Source organism: Chromobacterium rhizoryzae (assembly GCF_020544465.1).
Taxonomy (GTDB): domain Bacteria; phylum Pseudomonadota; class Gammaproteobacteria; order Burkholderiales; family Chromobacteriaceae; genus Chromobacterium.
Genome location: NZ_CP066126.1, coordinates 4172786 through 4192617 on the forward strand (window position 1 = coordinate 4172786; position 19832 = coordinate 4192617).

Sequence of the window (19832 nt, forward strand, 5' to 3'; positions counted from 1 at the left end):
GGGAGAATCAGGGCTCGGGCAAAGGCGCGGGCTTGCGCCCGCCCAGCCAGGCCTCGAATTCATAATCCTTGCCGGAGGCGTGATGCTCCAGAAAGTAGACGAAGGCCAGGACCTCGGCCACCGCGCGGTAGAGCTCCGGCGGAATATTCTTGTCCAGGTCCACCTGCATCAGCAAAGACACCAGCTCCGGCGAGTCGTGCACGAACACGCCGGCTTCCCGCGCGCGGTCTATGATACGCTCGGCCAGCTCGCCATAACCCTTGGCGACGACCTTGGGCGAACGGTGCCCCTCCTGGTAAGACAAAGCCACCGCGGAGCGGCGCTTGTCCTCACTCGGCGGCCGCGCCATCGTCCTTCACCACCAGGCTGGCCAAGGCCAGGCCGGCCGAAGCCAAACCCGCCTCCAGCCGGCCGGCGTTCTGGGTAATCAACTGCCCGGCCTGTTCGTCCTCGGCGGAGAAAGACACCTGCACCGACTGGCCCACCAGACGAATGCGCGCGGCCATGCCGCCCAAGGCCGGCAGATTCAAGGACAGATTGGTCGACCAGGCCTGCATCTCCTGCTGGCCGTTGCCTTCGCGGTCGGCCTCGGTCTTTTCCTGTTCGATCACCATCTGCATGGGCTGGCCGGGCCAGGCCATGCCTTGAAACTGCAGTTGCTGATTTTCCAGGCCGTTGAGCTGCCTTTGCACCAGATTGCCCAACTCCTGAGCTTGAGCCTGCGCCTGCGGCCGCGCGCTGGCCGCCGCGTGCTCGGTATTGGCCAGCGCCTGGCTCATCTTGGCCTGCGGCTCCTGCTTGATCTCGGCCAGGCTGGTGCGGCCGTCGGCGAAATCCTTCAGGTGGGATTCGTAAAACAGACCGCTCTTGGCCACGCCCTGCTGCAAATCCTCCGCCACCTTGGGCGGCGGCTGCTGCGCCGCGTTGACCAGCACCGGCTTGCCGGCGTCGCTGGTCTGGGTGGACAGCAGATGAGTCAGGTAACGGGAAGCCGGGCTCAGGGCCACTTGCACCGAACTGCCCTTGGTCTGCTCCGCGCTCTCCTTGCCGCCGTCCTGCAATAAAAAGGTCAGCGCCGGTTGCAGCGACGCCACCTTCAGCTGCAACGTATCACCGCTTACCGTCGCCCCTTGGGGCAGATTCAGCGTGAACAGCGAATTCTTGATCAATACCGCCAGCTGATTATTGTCGAGGCGATCCGCCACGCGCGCCGTCACCTGCTCGCCCAGCAGCAGCGTCGGCAAGCGGCTGGGAAGGGTCGCGGTTTCCAGCAGCAGCTTGGCGCCCTCGCCCAGTAGCTGCGAGGGGTTGATCTGCTGCGCCGGCAAGACGCCGGTATTGATCGACGGAATCATGAGGTGGGACTATTTCGGTACAGGGAAACGATCAACTCGGCCTCGCTGCGGGAGATGCCGCAGCGGGAGGCCACTTCGGAAGCCGTCAAGCCCTGGCGTATCATCTCGATCGCCTGATTGTAAGGGCTGAGTCCGACATCCCCGTGCGCCTGCTGCTCCACCCGGGACAACAGGCGCGACATATCCCGCTGCATAGCGCTGATCTGCTGTTGCTGCTGGTCGAGATACATGGTGGTCAAGCTGTCGCGTTTGGTTTCCAGACGCAGCACGCGCCAGTAGACATACGCCACCGCCATGGCCAGCATCAGCCAGAGCACGACCATCAGGTATGGGAAAAAGGTGCCGGACATCTTGGTTCCCCATGGAAGAGTTTCCGCCGTGACTTAATTTTATGGCGAAACCTCCAACAACCCAAGGCCAACCCGCCATCAAATCGACTCCGCCGTCCTGGCCGGGCCGTCGCGGCGACTTGCGGTCAACGATAGTGTTTCAGCACCCGGGAACTCTGATTGATCAGCACCAGCTCCGAGCGCAACGCTTCCGACCACTGGACCAGATCGGCCTGGATTTCCTCGCGTCGCCGCACCAGCTCGCGCAGCCTGTCGCGCTGAGCCTCCTCCAGGCCGGACAACGTTTCCTGGGTCAGCGAGGCCAACAGCCGCGACATCAGCTTTTCCTGCTGCGCCTGCAAGGCGTTGAAACGCTCGTAGTCCTTGGCGGACACCGCGGCGGACACCTGAGGCGTCAAGGCCTCCAGTTCCGCCACCAGTTGTTCCAGGGGCATCTCACGCGTCGTCGCCGTCATGCACCCGCCGCCGCGCTGGCCGCGGGCTGACTGCGGTCGACTTGCTGCCAGGCGGGAAGAATCGTTTCCAGCAACCCCCTCACCTCAGCCAGAATCTCCAAATCGTTCTTTAGGCTGGCCCGTCCCAGACGCGTCTTCATATAGAGGTACAGCTCGTTCAGGTTGACAGCCGCCTCGCTGCCGGCCTCCACGTCCAGCGCGATGCGCAGACCTTCGATGATGTCCATCGCCTTCGAGATCATGCGCGCTTTTTCATCGAAGCGCTGAGCCTCGATCGCAATACTGGCGGTCATGATCGCCTTGATCGCGCCTTCGTACAGCATGACCACGATCCCGATGGGACTGGCGCCATACACCGCAGCCTTCAAGGCGTCGTTTTCATAGGCCTTGTTGAACTGCTTCAACATTCTGGAATTCAGCATATTGTAACCACCCGCTGTGCTGGATCGACGCGCTGTTTTTCATCCGGCGCCGAATCTCAGCTAAAAATCATGACTGGACGACTCAAAGCTTATACTTGGGACATCAAACCGCTCAAATTATTGGTGCTGGCCGCCATCTTGCTCAGCGTCGAGTTCAGCGCGGTATATTGCTGAATGTATTGCTTCTGCCGTGCCGTCAAACGGGCAGTAAGCGCATCCTGCGATGCCTTCTCCGTGCTGATGCGCGAATTGATCGAGGTCTTGCTGCTTTCCACCACGCCAGTCGGTCCCAACAGACCGTTGATCTCCTTGTTCAGCAGTTGGGCTATCCCATTATTGCTGCTGTTGCCAAACAGATTCTTGACCGCGGTCGGATCTTTCTTCAGAGCGTCGTTGAATTTGGTCGAGTCCAGCTTGATGGTGCCGTCCTTCTGGATGGCAATGCCAATCTGGGACAGATAAGCGTAGGAATTGACCGGGTCGACGCCGGGAATGGATTTGGTCAGTACACTCTGCAGCTGCTGCTGAATTGACAAGACGGAGGCATTGCCCTTCATGCTGCCGGTACGGGCGTCTTTGATGCTACTCAGTACTTGGTTGTAGGCGTCGACGAAGCTCTGCAAATTCTTGCTGATGCCGGCCGCATCCTGATTCATGGTCACCGTGGTGTTGGCGTTTTCCTTGTACAGGTCCAGATCCACCCCGGGAATCGCGCCGCTGACCTTGTTGCTGCCGGAAGTCACTTTGACTCCGTTAACGGTCAGCTCCGCATTGGCCGCAAGCTTGGACTCGCTGGCCGCGTCCGTGCTCTGCGACAAGCCGCCCATGACGTTGCCGTCCACCCTGCCGGTGTCCGTGCTGCCGGTACCGGTGATCGCGAAGGCGTTGTCGGTGCCGGAAGCGGTCGAGGCCAGAACCAGCTTGTAATTACCACCGTTCTTGACCACGGAGGCGTTGACGCCCATGCCCTCGGCGTTGATCTTGTCAGAGATGGACTGCAGGCTGACCTTGTCGCCCGGCTTGTCGCGCAGCTTGACCGTCTGTTCCTTGCCATTAACCGTGAACTTCAATTCGTCAGGCGCACTGGGAATGTCCGCCTGGGCGTCGGTGATCTTGTTGCTGCCGATCTGATCGAACACCAGCTGTCGCGAAGTGGCCAACTTGGATACATTGACGACATAGGTGCCGCTGACCCCGCCGGAGGTGGTACTGACCCCGGCGACGGAGGTATCGCTGGAAGATACCTTGAACGCTTGCAAGAACGATCCCGACGACAAGCTGGTGATCGCGCTTTGCAGCGCGGACAGCGCGGAACCGATCTTGCCAAGATCGCTCAACTGGGTGTTGTAGCCGTCCAGTTTCTTCTGACTGGCGAGCAATGGCCGGGAATCGATCGCCATCAACTGGCTTACGATGGTTTGAACGTCGATCGTGCCGACTGATGTGGTTATCCCTGCCATGTTCATCACCCTTTAATGTGTATTTGTTGAGCCGCTCCCGGGACTCAAGCCTTGTCCTTCAGCAGCATGCCCTTGAAGTCGCCAATCGCCTTGGCGATCCGGATCGCGTCCTCGGAAGGTATCTGCCGGATGACCTTCTGAGTTTCCTTGTCCACGACTTTCACCACCTGCAGGTCGGTGTCCTTGTCCACCGAGAACTCCAGCTGGTTATTGTACAGCGAGGCCACGCTGTTCAGTTGCTTCAGCGAAGACTGCAACTGCTCGGTAACCGATGGTTTTTCCTTGGCTGCGGTATTCTGCGCCTGCTGCTGCTGCGCCTGCCCGGCGGCAGCCACTGCCTGGGCATTGTCCGGTAAAGCGGAAGCGGCCTTATCGGCTCCCTGCCCGCTTTGTGCCAGCTCCACCGTTTGCTGCCGCGGCGCGGATGCGCCTGCATTGGCAATCGGCAGCGATTGTAAAGAAGGTATTTGCATGACAACTCTCCTGACGCGCGCAGCTCCGGTTGCCCAACCAACCGGAGCCGCCGCTGGCTCATACCATCATTCTAGACTTATTGCAGCAGGGTCAGTGCCGACTGCGGCAGCGAGTTGGCGTTCTTCAGAATCGAAGTACCGGCCTGTTGCAGAATCTGGTTTTTGGTCAGGTTAGCAGTTTCCGCTGCGAAGTCCACATCCACGATGCGGCTGTTGGCTGCGGTCAGGTTTTCCACGTAGTTCTGCAGGTTGGCCACCACCGCGTCGAAACGGTTCTGTACCGCACCGAAAGTGGACCGGATATTCGAGATCGAGGCGATGTCCGCATCCAGCGACGACAGCGCGCCCGATGCCGCGCCCTGAGTGGTCACGCTCACGGTACCGGTGTTGGTCAAGCTCGAGTTGTAGCTGTTCAAAACACTGGCGGACGTCAGGTCGGTCGACGAAATGGAAACCTGGTTATTGGTTGCGCCGGACGAGCCCACCTGGAAAGTCAGTACCGAACCGCCGGACAACAGGCTGGTGCCGTTGAACTGGGTGGTTTGAACGATACGCGAAATTTCCTGGGTCAGTTGGTCCACTTCACTTTGCAGCTGCGAACGGTTGGTGTTGCTGACCGAACCGTTGGACGCTTGCACCGCGATTTCACGGATACGCTGCAGGTTGTTGGCGATCTGGCCCAAGGCGCCTTCCGCCGTCTGACCGACGGAGATGCCGTCGTTGGCGTTCTTGATCGACTGATTGTTACCACGGATGGCGGCAGTAAGGGTCTGGGAAATCGCCAGACCGGCGGCATCATCCTTGGCGCTGTTGACTCGCAGACCGGAAGACAGACGCTGCAGAGAGACTTGCAACGCGTTGTTCGAGTTGCCGAGGTTACGCTGCGCATTCAGCGAAGCAATGTTGGTGTTGACGGTAATAGCCATGTTAGTTCTCCTGATCTACACAGTTGGGCAAAGCGACTTGCTTACTCACCATATCGTCAGAGGCACAATAAACTTTATAGCTGCAATGTGAATTTTACCGTAAAACCACTCTCTACCGTTTTCCGTATCAGGCCCGAAACCCAACGAAGCAGGGCGTCCTGGCCAAACAGACGCCCTGCTCTTGCACCCTCAACTTACTGCAGCAGAGTCAGCGCCGATTGCGGCAGCGAGTTGGCGTTCTTCAGAATCGAAGTGCCGGCCTGTTGCAGAATCTGGTTCTTAGTCAGGTTGGCGGTTTCCGCGGCAAAGTCTACGTCGATGATGCGGCTGTTGGCCGCAGTCAGGTTCTCAGTATAGTTCTGCAGGTTGGAAACCACCGCATCAAAGCGGTTCTGCACCGCGCCGAAAGTCGAGCGGATGTTCGAAATCTGGGCAATATCCGCATCCAGCGAAGACAAGGCGGCGGAGGCGCCCCCTTGGGTGGTCACACTAATCGTGCCAGTATTGCTCAAACTGGAGCTATAAGTGTTCAGCGTGCCGGCCGAGGTCAAGTCGGTGGACGAAATCGACACTTGGTTGGTGGCTGCGCCGGACGAACCCACCTGGAAAGTCAGTACCGAACCGCCGGACAACAGGCTGGTGCCGTTGAACTGGGTGGTCTGCACAATTCGCGAGATTTCCTGAGTCAGCTGATCCACTTCGCTTTGCAGCTGCGAACGGTTGGTATTGCTGACCGAACCGTTGGATGCTTGTACCGCGATTTCACGGATACGCTGCATATTGTTGGCAAGCTGGCCCAAGGCGCCTTCAGCGGTCTGGCCAACAGAGATACCATCGTTGGCATTCTTGATCGCCTGGTTATTGCCTCGAATCGCCGAAGTCAGTGTTTGCGAAATTGCCAGACCAGCCGCATCGTCCTTAGCGCTGTTAACGCGCAGACCGGAAGACAGACGCTGCAAGGACACTTGCAGGGAGTTGTTGGAACTGCCGAGGTTGCGCTGCGCGTTCAGCGACGCAATATTGGTGTTTACGGTAATAGCCATGTGATTCCCCTAGAGATCAAGACTGCGTCAAGCGGAACGCCGTGATTTGCGCAGCATGCTTACTAGATCGTCTAAAGGTTAATAAACTTGACCAAAATGGTATTTTTACCAAACAACCACCAAAACGGATGCCTCCTTCCCTCGCCCGATGGCGAACACCCAAACTGCGCGGCAAAGTGAAAAACAAACTGCCCCGCGGCTTGCGCCGCAGGGCGATTCTCTACCAGACTCTTGACTCAACGCTCAACCATGCAGCACATGGAACCAGTCTTCATGGTGATCCTCCAGCCAGTAGTGCCTCTCAACCCAGTCACGTAGCTGCTCGCCCTCCCGCTCACTGGCATCTCGGTCATACACCTTGCTTCTTATCGCCTCAATCCAGGCCTCCGCTACATTGGGCACTCGGCACACTGGCGCCGCATTGGTCTGATAAGGATAAATATCGGTGCAGACTACCGGCCACCCCAAAGCGCCATACTCCAGCAAGCGCAGATTGCTCTTGGCCTCGTTGAAAGCGTTAAGCTCCAACGGCGCCACCGCCAAATCCAGATTCAACTTGGCAATCGCCTCAGGATATTGATCAAATGGCACGGAATGATGCACCTCAGCTACATAAGGACGGAACTGCGGCAGACACATACCCATGAAGACCCAGTCCACCTCCGCTGCAGTTTGCTTGATGACCTCAAACAACAGTTCCAAATCTCCCCGATGTTGAGAGGCACCAACCCAACCAACTCGAGGCTTCGCACCAACCCGTCTTTGTGGCCTCAGTTGCCCCCAAACACTTTTCCGCAGCCTGTTGGGCACTACGACGATTTCGTCCACCATTCCTTGAGTGAATGCGGCCAACGGTTCTGTCGACACAACAAGAGCATCACTCAACTTCAGCACTCTACGAAGCCTCTGCTTCGCATCTGGATACAGGCGTTTCCAGTGGTCGTATAGATTACTCTTCACCGGCGTGCCGCCCACCAAGTCGTCAATCCCGAACACCACTCGCATTTGCGGAATGAACTCGCGATAAGCTGTCAGCGCGTCATAGATTCCGTCATTGATGCCGGTATGCAAGAGCAGGGTGTCCGGCGCATGCCGCGCCATTTCAACAACCGACAACGCGCCCTGAGTCGGCTGGTGAATCTCCCCGTCAAGCCGTCCCTGCTCTTGTAGAATGGACAGCGGCTGGCTCAGCCGATACTCGCCGCTTCCCCCCGGAACCGGCATCCCCAGAACACGTTTACGTCCCGGCAACTCAGGATCCCAGGCAACGCAACGCTGCCACTCCACTTCCATCTTTCTTCCACGCAGAGACAAGTGGCGGTTAAAAAATGGATCACGTCGCATCAACGGCAGCCATTGCCTCAGCATCGCATCCATTTCATCGCGCTCCCTCACCGCCGCCTGCAACGCGACGCGAGGGTCTGACGTGGTTCGTCCAATACTTTTGGCATGATGGTGATACAACACCACAAAAGGGTTGTACACATTACGATAGCCCGCAGCTTGAACCTTCAGGCAAAAGTCTACATCGTTGAAGCAGACTTTAAATTTGTCTTCGTCCAAACCGCTTACTTGCAGGTAAATTTCTTTACTCACCAAAAGGCAAGCACCCGTCACAGCGGAATAGTTCTGCCCGGTCAGAATCCGATTCTGATATCCGGACTCGGAGATATCCATCGGCTCAAATACATGATCGGCGACAGACCTCATTCCACCCGGCAAGCCAAGAATAATTCCCGCATGCTGAATCTGCCCCACTTCGGGGTACAACAAGCGGGCGCCGACAGCCCCTACCCCAGATTGCTGCCCCACCGCCAGCAAACGCTCAAGCCAGGACTCCAAAATGACTTCCGTATCGTTGTTCAACAACAAAACGAACTCACCGGCCGCTACACTAACGCCTAAATTGCACTGCGCGGAGAAATTAAAAGGAGCATCGTATTCGGCTACCTTGATCCGCCCAGGGAATCTCCCAGCCATATCCTCATAAAACTCGCGGGTCTCAGGCTGCTCCGAACGGTTGTCAACAATAATGACTTCAAACGACTGATACCGGGTTTTCTCGAACAGGCTTTCGAGGCATGGTTCTAAAAACTCCAATTTATCCCGGGTAGGGATAATGATGGAAACCAAGGGACTCCCCTGCACTTTGATATCAAAATGATGGGTGCCCGGCACATAACCGTCGCCCACATCGGCGGCTAGCCCCAGTCTGATGGCATGGTTCTCCAGAGCCACCTTCCGCGCCGCCGTCGCCAAAGGGCCAATATCACTTTTGTCATATGGAAGGGAAAGCAGCACGTCATCCACATGCCCTATCGCATCCCTTCCCTTCAACTCGAACAAGCGCAACAGGCATTCATAAACATAAGCCCCCGGGTACGGCTGCAAGCCATTCAATGCCACTAGGGCTCTAGTCGAAATCGCAACTCCCGCCCCGATATAGTCCATGGAGCGCAAATACTCCGGGGAGAAATCCGGTTTGAACGAGGGCAAAAAATATTCCCCCATAGGGGAAACGACATCGCTATCGCAATAAATAGCCATCCATTCAGGGTGAGCATGGGCCGCCTCGGCCAATCTAACCAGCGCGCGCGATTCCAAGCGGAAGCCCGCCGGCAACAGCATGGCCCAATCCGCATAGCAGTCTGCAACGATATCGTTAAAAACTTGGGTCAAGCGCTCAGGATCGTCCAGCGTAGGCAGCCTCACCCACCCCAGCTGCGGGCTATTCTGAAACACGGGATCCGGCATCTCCCAATCCGCCAAGACCAGTAAACGCCAATTCGGATACAGCTGCTTCTCCATTGCCGCCAACGACTCTACCAAGCGTCGTTTTTCAGCCGCGGGTACCACGGTTACCAGATTGAACGTCGGCCGTACCGACCATGCTTTCACCATTCTCTCGGCAAACTGTTCTGCGTGAACTTCCCGCAATTGGTGATTGTTCTTCCAAATCTTGTAACGCTGCTCCTCAATCGCATCTTCCGGACATGACGATTGCAAGATGGGCCTGCCGATTTTGCTGGGACTGCGGATTTGGACAGCCTTCGGCAAAACACTATTCCAGACTGCGATATGCTGGCTTATCGTCCCTTCCAACGTGCGTTGCTGCAAGATGTAATTGCGTGCCCTGGAAGCCAGCGACTTTCTTGCCGCGTGGTCTTCAACCAAGGAAACGATGGCATTGAACCAAGCGTCCTCATTGTTTTCAACAGCCAGCGCCAGCCCCTTTTCCTTGGGCTCGGCATAAGGAGGGAGGTCCGACACGATACTGGCGGCCCCCACTACCGCGTAATCAATCCACTTGATATCCGACTTACACAGATTGAACCCGTCTTCCTCCAATGGAGCCAGTCCAATATCTATTTTCAAATCAGCAAGATAAGAAAAATAGTCGTGATACATCACACCTTTGGGGCCTTGCTTCACCCCTTTCAAGCCAATCATGGTCTTGGGAACATTTCCCCAAAACACGAACTTTACCGCGTCCGCATACTCATGATAAACCCGTAACAGAGCACCAGAAATCAAGTCCAAATCTCGACCATGAGTGCTGGTACCGGCAAACCCAATAACAACCTGATCATCCCGCTCTCTTGGCTCTACAAAACGAAACTGGCTCAAGGAGTTTGGAATTACTACGACATTCTGATTATAAGCAACAAATTTTTTAGCCAACTCTGGCGTACTGACAGTCACAACAGAACAATATGGCAATATCCACTTTATATGCTCAGTGGATTTAAAGAAATCATCATACATCGGGTTACTGCTTGGCAAACCCAGCAACCAATCATCAATATCAAAGACAATGGGTTTCTTGGATTCGATAATAATTTTCATCAAATCCATATAGCACTTATCTATAAACCATCGCTGTACAATAAATGCGTCCATGGACTCAACAAAATGGGCATCTGAATCGAACCCATAATCGCCCACCAGGCGATGAGCCTCTAGGTTTTTATAAAAATAAGTATCAACCACGCCTGCGAGCAAAGACAGAGGATCACCCAATCTAAGCTTGAAACAAGCATGATCAAAGTGATCTCTAGACAAGATGCCGATACGGGGATTTCTTTTTTCCATGAGATGAGGTCCGCCTGCAGAGAAGACGCCAAGCCGAACATAGTCAAACCATCATTGCAACGGTTTTGATCACCGCCATTATCCTTGGCATGACTACTTCAGCACAGTCCGATACAACCACACACAAAAGCTTGCCGACACCGCTGCATCATTCAGGGTGGCGCAAGCACACCGTTAACAAACAAGAAGCGACCCCTCTGAGGCCGCTTCTCGCTCAACAAGCAGTCGATCCTATGCCTTTTCCAGCAGAAGATAAAACTGTAACGAGCACATTTCCAACATTTCCTCATGGGTGACATTTTTAATCACCATGCGCTCAGTTTCGATATTGCACGGCAATGAGCCTTGGGCTCGATTGAAAATATCCTGCAGCCGGCCATCAAGCGCATTCATCTTATTTACGACTTTGTAGCCGGTTTCCTGACAAAATTTAAGCAGCTCTCGAAGGGTAAAGAAGCGAATATGCGTGATATCCAACAATCCTTCTTTGGCATAAGTCCAATTTCCTTTGGCCAAATCATCCATCAATGCGAGGTTACGCACATTCGGCACGCTGAGCAGCACTTGCCCTTGCGAAGATAGATAACGGTGGATTTTCACCATTACATCCCATGGGTTGTACATATGCTCAAGCACATCAGCCAGCACCACGGCATCCAGGCTGCCCAACGCCATGCCTTCCGCCTCTAGGTCGAAGTCCTCAAATTTTCCCAACAGAACTTTATCCAGTTGACGGCTGGCCATCTCCGCAGCGGCATGGTTCATTTCAATCCCCCATACCTGGCAAGATGGAAAACGCTGCTTAATCAAAGCGCCATTACCGCCCCCCGCGCACCCAATGTCCAGCGCCAGGTGAGGCTGGTTGCTGAACAAGCTGATTAAATCCTTGCGCCCCGTTGTATGGTAGCCAGCGGTCAAATCCGTATGTTCGTTATCCAGGTATTGCTGCCACACCAGCCGTTGCGGGCGCACCCGCAAGCCTTGCGCCATATCTGCCATCAACTGGGCCACTCGCGATGCCGCCAAACCATCCGCTCCGCCATGATGGTAATAAACCAGTCGCTGACGAGCCTGATGCAACTGGGCATTGCGCTCTTCCTTATCCTCCAACAGCTGCAGAATGCATGCAGCCAACTCGTGGGCCTCCACTTCCTTGATCCCGGTCTCAGCCTCAAAGCAAGGCCCCATCAGCATACCCGAGCTATTCATCAAGTTGACGACGGGGGTATCCGCCATCATGCCCTCCACCAAATAATTGGAATCAACCGCTACCAATACATCCGCGGCAGCGGCAAAGGCGGGAGTATCCTCCATCACGTAATAATACTGACGGCCATCGGACCCCAAGGCCGCCAATAATTCGGAGCAACAATGCTCGCCTATCGCCTGGTTGGCTGGCCTATCCTTGATCACCGCGTTGATCTTGCAACCATGCTGCGACAAAGCTTCGCAAGCGCTCAAAAACGCCAGCATCGTGTCCGCATAAGCATGCTCATTGCAATGCGCGCTAAGATTGGCTGCCCAAGTTGTACCGAAAACCACGATCGGCAAATTGGGATCCATCTCATACTTTTCGATTAAAGCTTGACGATACGCCGCCTTTTGGACTCTAAGTTGCGCATAGCAGTCCCATGCGGGGTTGCCCGTTAACTCCAGACGTTCCGGCTCAATGCCCAAATCCAAGAAGCCTTCCTTGCCGCGCTCCCCGTAAACAGCCATCTTATCCGCAATCAATTCGGCATGAACGGTGTAAGGATCGGCCAAGGCAATGCCATGGGAAAGATGCAAGCTTGGAACACCATTCGCCCTCGCCCAGGCCGTGGCGACTTTTCCCAAACGCGTGACGTCTTCGCTAGTGACGAACAGCGACACGTCGAACTCCTCAGCCGCCGCAGCCAAACCATCCAGCAATTGCACCGACATTGGCAATTCAAAGCTCAAACGCTCTTTGATCACCTCAACCAATGACGCGGTATTTTCCTCGTCGGCGAACTCTTCACCCCAGTTAAGGACGGCCAAATGCTCGTTCAACGCCGCTAGGGACGGACTGGCTTCTCCAACAGCGTTATATCCGTCAGGCAACAGACTTTCCAAGCCCACTACCGCGCAGCCGCACTCCGCCGCAAGGTTTAACAGCGCCGGCGTCATGCCCGCTGATGTCGTCACAATGACCATGGGATCAAACATCGCCAGGAACTGGCGCAAGGCGCCCAGCTGGTTATCCCACAGCAGGCTTATAATTGCTTTTGGTTTCATCCTTGGTTCCCGCCAAAAATGCCATAGTGTTTTGCCAATAAGGTATCCACCAAGTGGTAATCCGCGCCTAAGGTAAGATCAACGCCATGCCTGAACTTCTCCCGACTGCCGGCGGACCACCCCTTGACCAGACCCATCACCCGCTGATCCAGGCCTTCCGCCGCCAGCCAGGCGGAAAATTGTTGGACACGCTCTTCGGAAAGCAGCCCGGCAAAGTCATAAGCAGGGCTACGTTGCACCAAGGTTTTCAACAGGCAGTAGAAGAAATGCCGCGCGCGCAAGGGCTGCAGCAGACGGTCCAACTCCTGGGAAAGGTCCTCGCTGGGCAATAGCATCCACGGCATCAACGCCCGAAACGACTGTTGCCCCAACGCGGCGTCTTTTTGCCTCTGTTCTTCGGCCCAGGCCTTATTGCCAGCCTCGTCCGCACGGTTCTCCAAGACCACAAACATTCGCCCTGCGACCTTCGGCGTCAACCGCGCCACCAAGAGTTCCTCAAGGAACAAGCCCAACTCCAACAGATGCGGGTCTCGAGCAAACCATGACAACACCCGTGTCCATCGCTTGGTCTTTTCCAGCGGCTCGTACAGGAAGGCATTGATATTCCCCCCACCGAGAAACGCGCCATGCGGAACCGCATCCATGATGGCGAAGCCCTCTTGATCGGCAAACGCCACCAGCTCATCGACTCGGATCCTGGACATGTAGCGACCAAAATTAGAGGGGTCTTCCGCCTCACGCATAACAGCTGGCCACTGATTGGTATCCGCGCCGTAGGCCGCCTCGAAATGGTCTCGCGAGTGAATATCGAACACGATGCGCCCTCCCGGCCTCACAACTCGCTTCCACTCCAGCAAAGCTTCCCGCCAGTTGGGAAAATGCACCATCACGTTCAAGGCGATCGCACTATCAAAGCTCTTTTCATCAAACGGCAACTTAGTGATGTCACCCAGTTGCAATGTAATGGGCATATTGCCGGCCAAGCGACGCGTTTCGTTCAACATGGCTTGGGAGCTATCAATACCCGTTACGTGAAAACCTTGCTCTATCAAAGGCAAACTGGCCCGTCCGGTACCGATACCGATATCGAGTATCTCCTTGCCCCGGACATGCCGCTTAATGGTGCCTACCTCCAAAGCATTCTTCAGATAGTTAGTGCTGGTGTTTTCCACCATCCTCCCGGAGTACCAGCTAACCATGCCGGCATCCTGCCACGCCTGGGTTTTCCAGTTGATTAGACTGTCGTCTTCGTAACTCGCAACCGTAGTCGCGGCTTGTTTACTCATTTCAACGCTTCCCATGTGAGCGGCATGCCCCGTTTCAGGGCTTTCGTGGCTGGCATACCAATGACGATGTCAAAAAATTTCGGAGCTAAGCCAAACCCCGGCCGAATAACTCTGATGTTCTCCGCGCTGAAGAGCTCACCCTCCGCAATATCCTGAGCAACATAGAGGGATCGGCGAAAAATCTGTGATTTGCTTTCAATCGGGCTACTACCGTACCTGATATCTCCCAACGCCAGCCAAGCGCGCTCACTTTCAATCACCAACTGAGCCAACTCCTCAGGTTCTAGGGAAAAAGCAGAGTCCACCCCGCCATCTGCCCGTCGCAAAGTGAAGTGCTTTTCAATCACGGAGGCGCCGAGAGCGACCGCGGCAATTCCAGCGCCAATCCCCATGGTGTGGTCGGACAAACCGACCTCGCAACCGAACAAATCGCGTAAATGCGGGATGGTACGCAGATCACTGTGCATAGGGGGAGCAGGGTATGAACTGGTACACTTCAGTAAGACTAATTGCTGGCAACCTGCCGCTCTTGCTTCCCTCACAGTTTCATCGAGTTCGGCCACTGAGGCCATTCCGGTCGAAATAATCATAGGTTTACCGGTTGCCGCCACTTTACGAATCAAGGGCAAATCCGTATTTTCAAAACTCGCAATCTTATAAGCGGGAACCTCGAGAGTTTCCAGAAAGTCTACCGCCGTTTCGTCAAAAGGCGTCGAAAACACCAGCATACCCAGTGACTTGGCATAGTTAAAAATAGGCTGGTGCCACTCCCATGGCGTATAGGCTTGCTGATACAGTTTATAAAGCGAGGAGCCACTCCACAAACTGTCCGGATCGGAAATATGAAACTCACCCTCATCTAGGTCGAGCGTCATGGTGTCCGGTGTATACGTTTGTAATTTCAATGCATGAGCACCACTGCTGGCGGCGGCGGCAACAATGGCCATAGCCCGATCTAACGACTGGTTATGATTACCAGACATCTCAGCAATAATGAAAGGCGGAGCCTCTCTGGAAATCAGCCTACCACCGATATGAACGCCTTTTCCCATTAGACATCGTCCTTTTCAATTGTCAGCTTATAGCGGTGCCCTGCCCATTCAAAAAAAGCCGGATAGCGCTGATTATCAACCACTCGCAATAGATTAAACTGCTCCTGCAGAGACTGCCCAGGGTCCAGGCGGCTATCCTCAGGTCCCCGTCTCGGATACAGACTGGGCTCGCCTCGCTGCTCTTGAGGTTCCGCACCGTCACAATGGTGTACCGCCCAATCCATCAAGCGCAACTCGCAGTCAAATAATTTGGCATTGATTTCCGTGCTAAGCTCATGCCCCTCTAGATCAAACGCACGTTGCTGCCAAATGGCTCCAGTATCTATGCCATCCTCGGCGTTCAATAAGCTAACAAGAATACGCTGTCGACCTTCAAGCACCTGCCAAATATGGGGAGACATCCCCCTTCCTTTGGGTAAATCACTGGCATGCAGCACCAAGGTGTAACGGTAGCGCTCGCGACATGACTTGGAAATCAATTGCTGGCAAGATACTAAAAAGAGAAAGTCCCCCCCGCCAGCCTGATTGCAATCAGTCAGCAGGCTTACGAAACATTGTTGATGCTCAATTTTCCATTGCCTCAACCATGGCCAAACCGGGTGTTCTGGGTCTGTGCACAAGATATCGACTTTGCTCATACCATTTCTTCCATTGCCAAGGCTACGCGGCCTGCGCCGCGGCCATCCACCAGTTCTTGTCCAAGCATGGACATGGTTCGTCGCAAGATGACATTATTGCAACAAGAATCCAGAGCTTGAGCCAAGCCATCAACCGTTACTGATGTAGATGGTCCCAAATACTCTATAGCCCCAGCCTTTGCTAGCGTCTCGCCTATTAGCAGTTGATTCTCCGCCACGGCAAACCCTACCGTCGGCAAACCCAGTGCGCAGCGCTCCCAAGCGCTACTTCCAGTCGCGCCAATCGCCACATCCGCCCAGCACATCCACTTGGCCATATCGTTTGTATGACGATAAACGCGCCACTGCGGTGACGCCATGTATGCGATATCCTCGAATTTCGGATTTGCGGCCCCCGCAATCACGGTCACCTCCGTAAACGCCAAACGCTGCAACGCTAACATGCTCTTGACAGTTTCTCCTGTTGGATCAGAACCGCCAAAATTCAGCAGAACCCTGCTTGCTCTTGATGGATGTTCTCTAACGCAAGTAGTAGAAAACTCATCACGCAACATGGCAAAACGGGGACCAAGCAATAAGACCGTCTCTTCAGGCACCAATGATTGATAGGCGGCTGTGTCCGCAAACAGGTTCTGGTTCAACAATAGATCTGCGTCATGGCAACGATTTGTAAGATCGTCTATCGCCAAGACACGTTTAGCAAAACACCTCGCATCAGCCTCCCACTCCTTCCCCAAACCATAGTGATCTACCACCACCCAATCAAAAACGGTGCTCTGCGGCAATACTGAGCGCAATGCGCGTAGATCAGCGGCCTCTCCCTCTGGTAGTTGTTCCGGCAACCAAAAAATAGACATGTCGGAATCCGTCAGCAACTCTCTGGCGGCTCCGGGCAGGTCCTTGCACACAAAGCAGACCTCAGCCCCATTCCGTCTCAACAAATCAGCCAGAGTCAGACAACGCATAACATGACCGCTGCCTATCTCAACTGAAGCATCGGCCCGGAACAGCACCTTCACGTCGGCTCCCCTTCCGCTTGTAATACCGCATACATCCACTCAGCCCGCCGCCAATCCTCTTCAGTATCAATATCTTGAACAAGATGACGTGGAAGACGGACTGCCAACGAACGCTCCGAAAAAAATGGCTCACACTCCAGCCAAGCCTGACGCCGTCCCCAATAAAATTGCCCAGCATCTTGAAAAGACTCTTCAAGATCTTGCGATCGAGTATCCCGATATTGTGGATACATCGGTACCAAGTTGCCCTCGGATGAAATTTTTAACGCTCTCTGCACAGGAAACCCGAATGAGGTCACCGACACGGCATAGTGCTTGCCTGCATCCATTTCAAGCAAATTCAAGCCACTACGCAAGTAAGATGCTTGCATCAAAGGAGCCGTCGCGTACAAGCAGCAGGCATAATCAAAAACCTCACCCTGTTCTTGCAAAAATGCCACTGCATGACGGATCACAGCCACAGTCGTCGTATAGTCATCCGAGAGTTCCTGCGGACGCACAAACGGCACGTCTGCACCATACTGCCTCGCCACTTGAGCAATTTGATCATCATCAGTGCTTACAATAATGCGGGAAAACAGACCACACGCCTGCGCTGTGCGAATCGAATACGCAATCAAAGGCAAGCCGTGAAATTGCTTGATATTCTTGCCTGGGATCCGCTTGCTTCCTCCACGAGCCGGGATGACAGCTACGCTGCGGCTCATTGAATTGCCTTCTTCAAACTGGCAACAACGTCGTTCTGCTGGCGCTCTGTTAAACCAGGAAACAAGGGCAGGGTCAGTGCCTCGCGATAATGTCTTTCCGCCATAGGAAAATCTCCGGACTGGAAACCAAGACGACGGTAGTAGGGCTGTATATGTACCGGTATGTAATGAACATTGACCCCGATGCCATCAGCCCGCATACGCTCAAACACCTGGGCTCGACTGCTAGCAACATGCTCTAAGCTCAGTCTCACTACAAACAGATGCCAGGCAGATTCATCGATAGGCTCTAGACAAGGCAAACTCAAGGGCTGCTGTGCCAACAGCTCCGCATAGCGTCGGACCAGCATGCGGCGCTCTATCAAAAAACCGTCCAATTTACTCAGCTGAGATAGTCCAATCGCCGCCTGTATATCCGTCATTCGGTAGTTGAACCCCAGTCCAGTCATTTGATAGTACCAAGCGCCGTCTGAATTGCCCTCCATGCGGCACTCATCACGGGTAATTCCATGACTACGCAATTCGCCCAGACGCTCATATAAAGCGGAATCATTGCACAATACCGCACCGCCTTCCCCCGTCGTAATCACTTTGACCGGGTGGAAGCTGAAAACCGTCATATCAGCATGACTCCCGCAACCAACAGGTTGACCAGCAAACTCGGCACCAATCGCATGGGAAGCATCTTCGATCACAACAAAACCATAGCGCCGCGATAGGGACTTAAGGGCAGCCATATCACAGCTGCGACCGGCAAACGCCACTGGCACGACTACCTTGGGTAAGCGCCCTAACTGCTCGCTCTGTTGCAGTTTGCTTGCCAGCTTGCCCATATCCATATTTCCACTGGCAATATCGATATCGACAAAATCAACCTCTGCCCCACAATAGCGCCCGCAATTAGCCGAAGCGACAAAGGTGTTAGGACTCGTCCACAGCCAGTCTCCCGGCCCCAAACCTGCCGCAACACAAGCAATATGCAAAGCAGCGGTCGCACTACTAACCGCCACGGCATGCGTAGCCTGACAACGCAGAGCCAGAGCCTGCTCAAAAGCCGGCACCACAGGCCCCTGTGTCAGCCAATCCGAACGCAATACCTCCACAACGGCCTCAATGTCGTCCTCATCGAGTTGTTGCCGACCATATGGAATCATGCTCATGGCGTTGCCTGATCCAAAATTTCTAGCTCGGGAATGCTCAGAAACCAGGGATTACTCTCGGAAGAATATTGAAATCCCTCCGACACTAATGTCCCTGCCTCGCTCAACTGATTGGAATCATAACCATGGTGAACTGTGAAGCGAATCGAAGGAGCGATCACATAATGATCGTCAAACTCGTAGGTATGTAGGCTGTCATCAGCGGAAATCATCAGTTCATGCAGCTTTTCCCCTGGCCTGATGCCAATCTGGTGTTGCAGTAACTGGGGGGCCATTGCTGTCGCCAAGTCCACAATGCTCACGGAAGGAATCTTGGGCACAAAAAGCTCCCCGCCCTGCATCCGCTCAAAGTTGCTGAGCACAAAGTCCACCCCTTGTTGCAGGGTGATCCAGAAGCGGGTCATCCGCACATCGGTAATGGGCAGGCTATCAGCCCCGCTCGCGATCAATTTTCGAAAGAACGGCACCACAGAGCCCCGCGAGCCGACGACGTTGCCATAGCGCACTACCGCGAAACGGGTCTTGTGGCCGCCAACAATATTATTCGCGGCCACAAACAACTTATCCGACAACAGCTTGGTTGCCCCATACAGATTGATTGGACTAGCCGCTTTATCGGTAGACAGCGCAATCACCTTCTCTACCCCGCACTCGATAGCGGCATTGATCACGTTTTCCGCGCCATTCACATTGGTGCGAATGCACTCGGTAGGATTGTACTCGGCGGCAGGCACTTGCTTGAGAGCGGCGGCATGCACCACTAGATCAATGCCGCGCATCGCCTGCTTCAAGCGCTCGCCATCTCGTACATCGCCGAGGAAAAAACGCATGCAAGGATCGGAAAACTCCTGTTGCATCTCAAACTGTTTCAACTCATCGCGAGAAAACACCACCACTCGCGCCGGTTTGAACCGCTCCAATAGCGTGGTAATGAATTTACGGCCGAAGGATCCCGTTCCGCCAGTAATTAAGATGGACTTGTTGTCAAACATCGCCAATATGCCTTTATTTCTTTGAAAAAGACGGAGCAACCGTCCGCCATCAGCGCCAGGCTTCCGATCCTTGTCCGCCAAAGCAACGCTTGCCGATAATCCGCAAGCCCACCTTCCAGTACCATGCCTTAATACGACACAAGCAC

18 protein-coding genes are annotated in these 19832 nt (G+C 54.6%); all 18 read right to left on the minus strand.

Features of this window, described 5'->3' with window-relative positions:
• Positions 1 to 7: 7 nt before the first annotated feature.
• Positions 8 to 349: an EscU/YscU/HrcU family type III secretion system export apparatus switch protein gene (locus tag JC616_RS18965; protein WP_019103813.1), complete on the minus strand. Its 342-nt coding sequence runs from the start codon at positions 347 to 349 to the stop codon at positions 8 to 10.
• Positions 330 to 1355 carry a flagellar hook-length control protein FliK gene (fliK, locus tag JC616_RS18970; protein WP_107800443.1) on the minus strand — a complete coding sequence of 342 codons (1026 nt, stop codon included), beginning with the start codon at positions 1353 to 1355 and terminating at the stop codon, positions 330 to 332. The genes JC616_RS18965 and fliK overlap by 20 nt, the downstream gene beginning before the upstream one ends.
• Complete coding sequence (locus JC616_RS18975) at positions 1352 to 1678, minus strand: DUF2802 domain-containing protein (protein ID WP_227104793.1); 327 nt, start codon at positions 1676 to 1678, stop codon at positions 1352 to 1354. Before JC616_RS18975 ends, fliK begins: the two co-directional genes overlap by 4 nt.
• A gap of 152 nt (positions 1679 to 1830) precedes the next feature.
• The gene (locus JC616_RS18980) at positions 1831 to 2139 is read right to left on the minus strand and encodes a hypothetical protein (protein WP_227104794.1); all 309 of its coding nucleotides are present in this window, start codon (positions 2137 to 2139) and stop codon (positions 1831 to 1833) included.
• Between the two features lie 17 nt (positions 2140 to 2156).
• On the minus strand, positions 2157 to 2567 hold the full coding sequence (gene fliS, locus JC616_RS18985) for a flagellar export chaperone FliS (protein ID WP_019103817.1): 411 nt from the start codon (positions 2565 to 2567) through the stop codon (positions 2157 to 2159).
• Between the two features lie 104 nt (positions 2568 to 2671).
• A complete protein-coding gene (gene fliD / locus JC616_RS18990) occupies positions 2672 to 4042 on the minus strand; it encodes a flagellar filament capping protein FliD (protein WP_227104795.1) in 1371 nt (456 codons plus the stop codon).
• 44 nt (positions 4043 to 4086) lie between these two features.
• Positions 4087 to 4515, minus strand: coding sequence for a flagellar protein FlaG (locus JC616_RS18995; RefSeq protein ID WP_043642102.1), 429 nt, complete (start codon positions 4513 to 4515; stop codon positions 4087 to 4089).
• A 77-nt stretch (positions 4516 to 4592) separates the two neighbouring features.
• Complete coding sequence (locus JC616_RS19000) at positions 4593 to 5441, minus strand: flagellin N-terminal helical domain-containing protein (RefSeq protein ID WP_227104796.1); 849 nt, start codon at positions 5439 to 5441, stop codon at positions 4593 to 4595.
• Positions 5442 to 5635: 194 nt separating this feature from the next.
• Positions 5636 to 6484, minus strand: a complete 849-nt coding sequence (locus tag JC616_RS19005) for a flagellin N-terminal helical domain-containing protein (protein WP_227104797.1) — start codon at positions 6482 to 6484, stop codon at positions 5636 to 5638.
• Between the two features lie 243 nt (positions 6485 to 6727).
• A complete protein-coding gene (locus tag JC616_RS19010; RefSeq protein WP_227104798.1) occupies positions 6728 to 10576 on the minus strand; it encodes a glycosyltransferase in 3849 nt (1282 codons plus the stop codon).
• Positions 10577 to 10807: 231 nt separating this feature from the next.
• Positions 10808 to 12832, minus strand: a complete 2025-nt coding sequence (locus JC616_RS19015; RefSeq protein WP_227104800.1) for a class I SAM-dependent methyltransferase — start codon at positions 12830 to 12832, stop codon at positions 10808 to 10810.
• Positions 12829 to 14118: a class I SAM-dependent methyltransferase gene (locus JC616_RS19020; RefSeq protein WP_227104802.1), complete on the minus strand. Its 1290-nt coding sequence runs from the start codon at positions 14116 to 14118 to the stop codon at positions 12829 to 12831. The genes JC616_RS19015 and JC616_RS19020 overlap by 4 nt, the downstream gene beginning before the upstream one ends.
• Positions 14115 to 15170, minus strand: a complete 1056-nt coding sequence (pseI, locus tag JC616_RS19025; protein ID WP_227104804.1) for a pseudaminic acid synthase — start codon at positions 15168 to 15170, stop codon at positions 14115 to 14117. The genes JC616_RS19020 and pseI overlap by 4 nt, the downstream gene beginning before the upstream one ends.
• The gene (locus JC616_RS19030) at positions 15170 to 15808 is read right to left on the minus strand and encodes a formyltransferase family protein (RefSeq protein WP_227104806.1); all 639 of its coding nucleotides are present in this window, start codon (positions 15806 to 15808) and stop codon (positions 15170 to 15172) included. Before JC616_RS19030 ends, pseI begins: the two co-directional genes overlap by 1 nt.
• Entirely contained in the window at positions 15805 to 16827 is a 1023-nt protein-coding gene (gene pseG / locus JC616_RS19035; RefSeq protein WP_227104808.1) for a UDP-2,4-diacetamido-2,4,6-trideoxy-beta-L-altropyranose hydrolase, read from the minus strand. The genes JC616_RS19030 and pseG overlap by 4 nt, the downstream gene beginning before the upstream one ends.
• Positions 16824 to 17534 (minus strand): pseudaminic acid cytidylyltransferase, encoded by a 711-nt coding sequence (gene pseF, locus JC616_RS19040; protein ID WP_227104810.1) that lies wholly within the window; start codon positions 17532 to 17534, stop codon positions 16824 to 16826. Before pseF ends, pseG begins: the two co-directional genes overlap by 4 nt.
• Complete coding sequence (gene pseC, locus JC616_RS19045; RefSeq protein WP_227104811.1) at positions 17531 to 18694, minus strand: UDP-4-amino-4,6-dideoxy-N-acetyl-beta-L-altrosamine transaminase; 1164 nt, start codon at positions 18692 to 18694, stop codon at positions 17531 to 17533. Before pseC ends, pseF begins: the two co-directional genes overlap by 4 nt.
• Entirely contained in the window at positions 18691 to 19686 is a 996-nt protein-coding gene (pseB, locus tag JC616_RS19050) for a UDP-N-acetylglucosamine 4,6-dehydratase (inverting) (protein ID WP_227104812.1), read from the minus strand. Before pseB ends, pseC begins: the two co-directional genes overlap by 4 nt.
• Between the last annotated feature and the right edge of the window lie 146 nt (positions 19687 to 19832).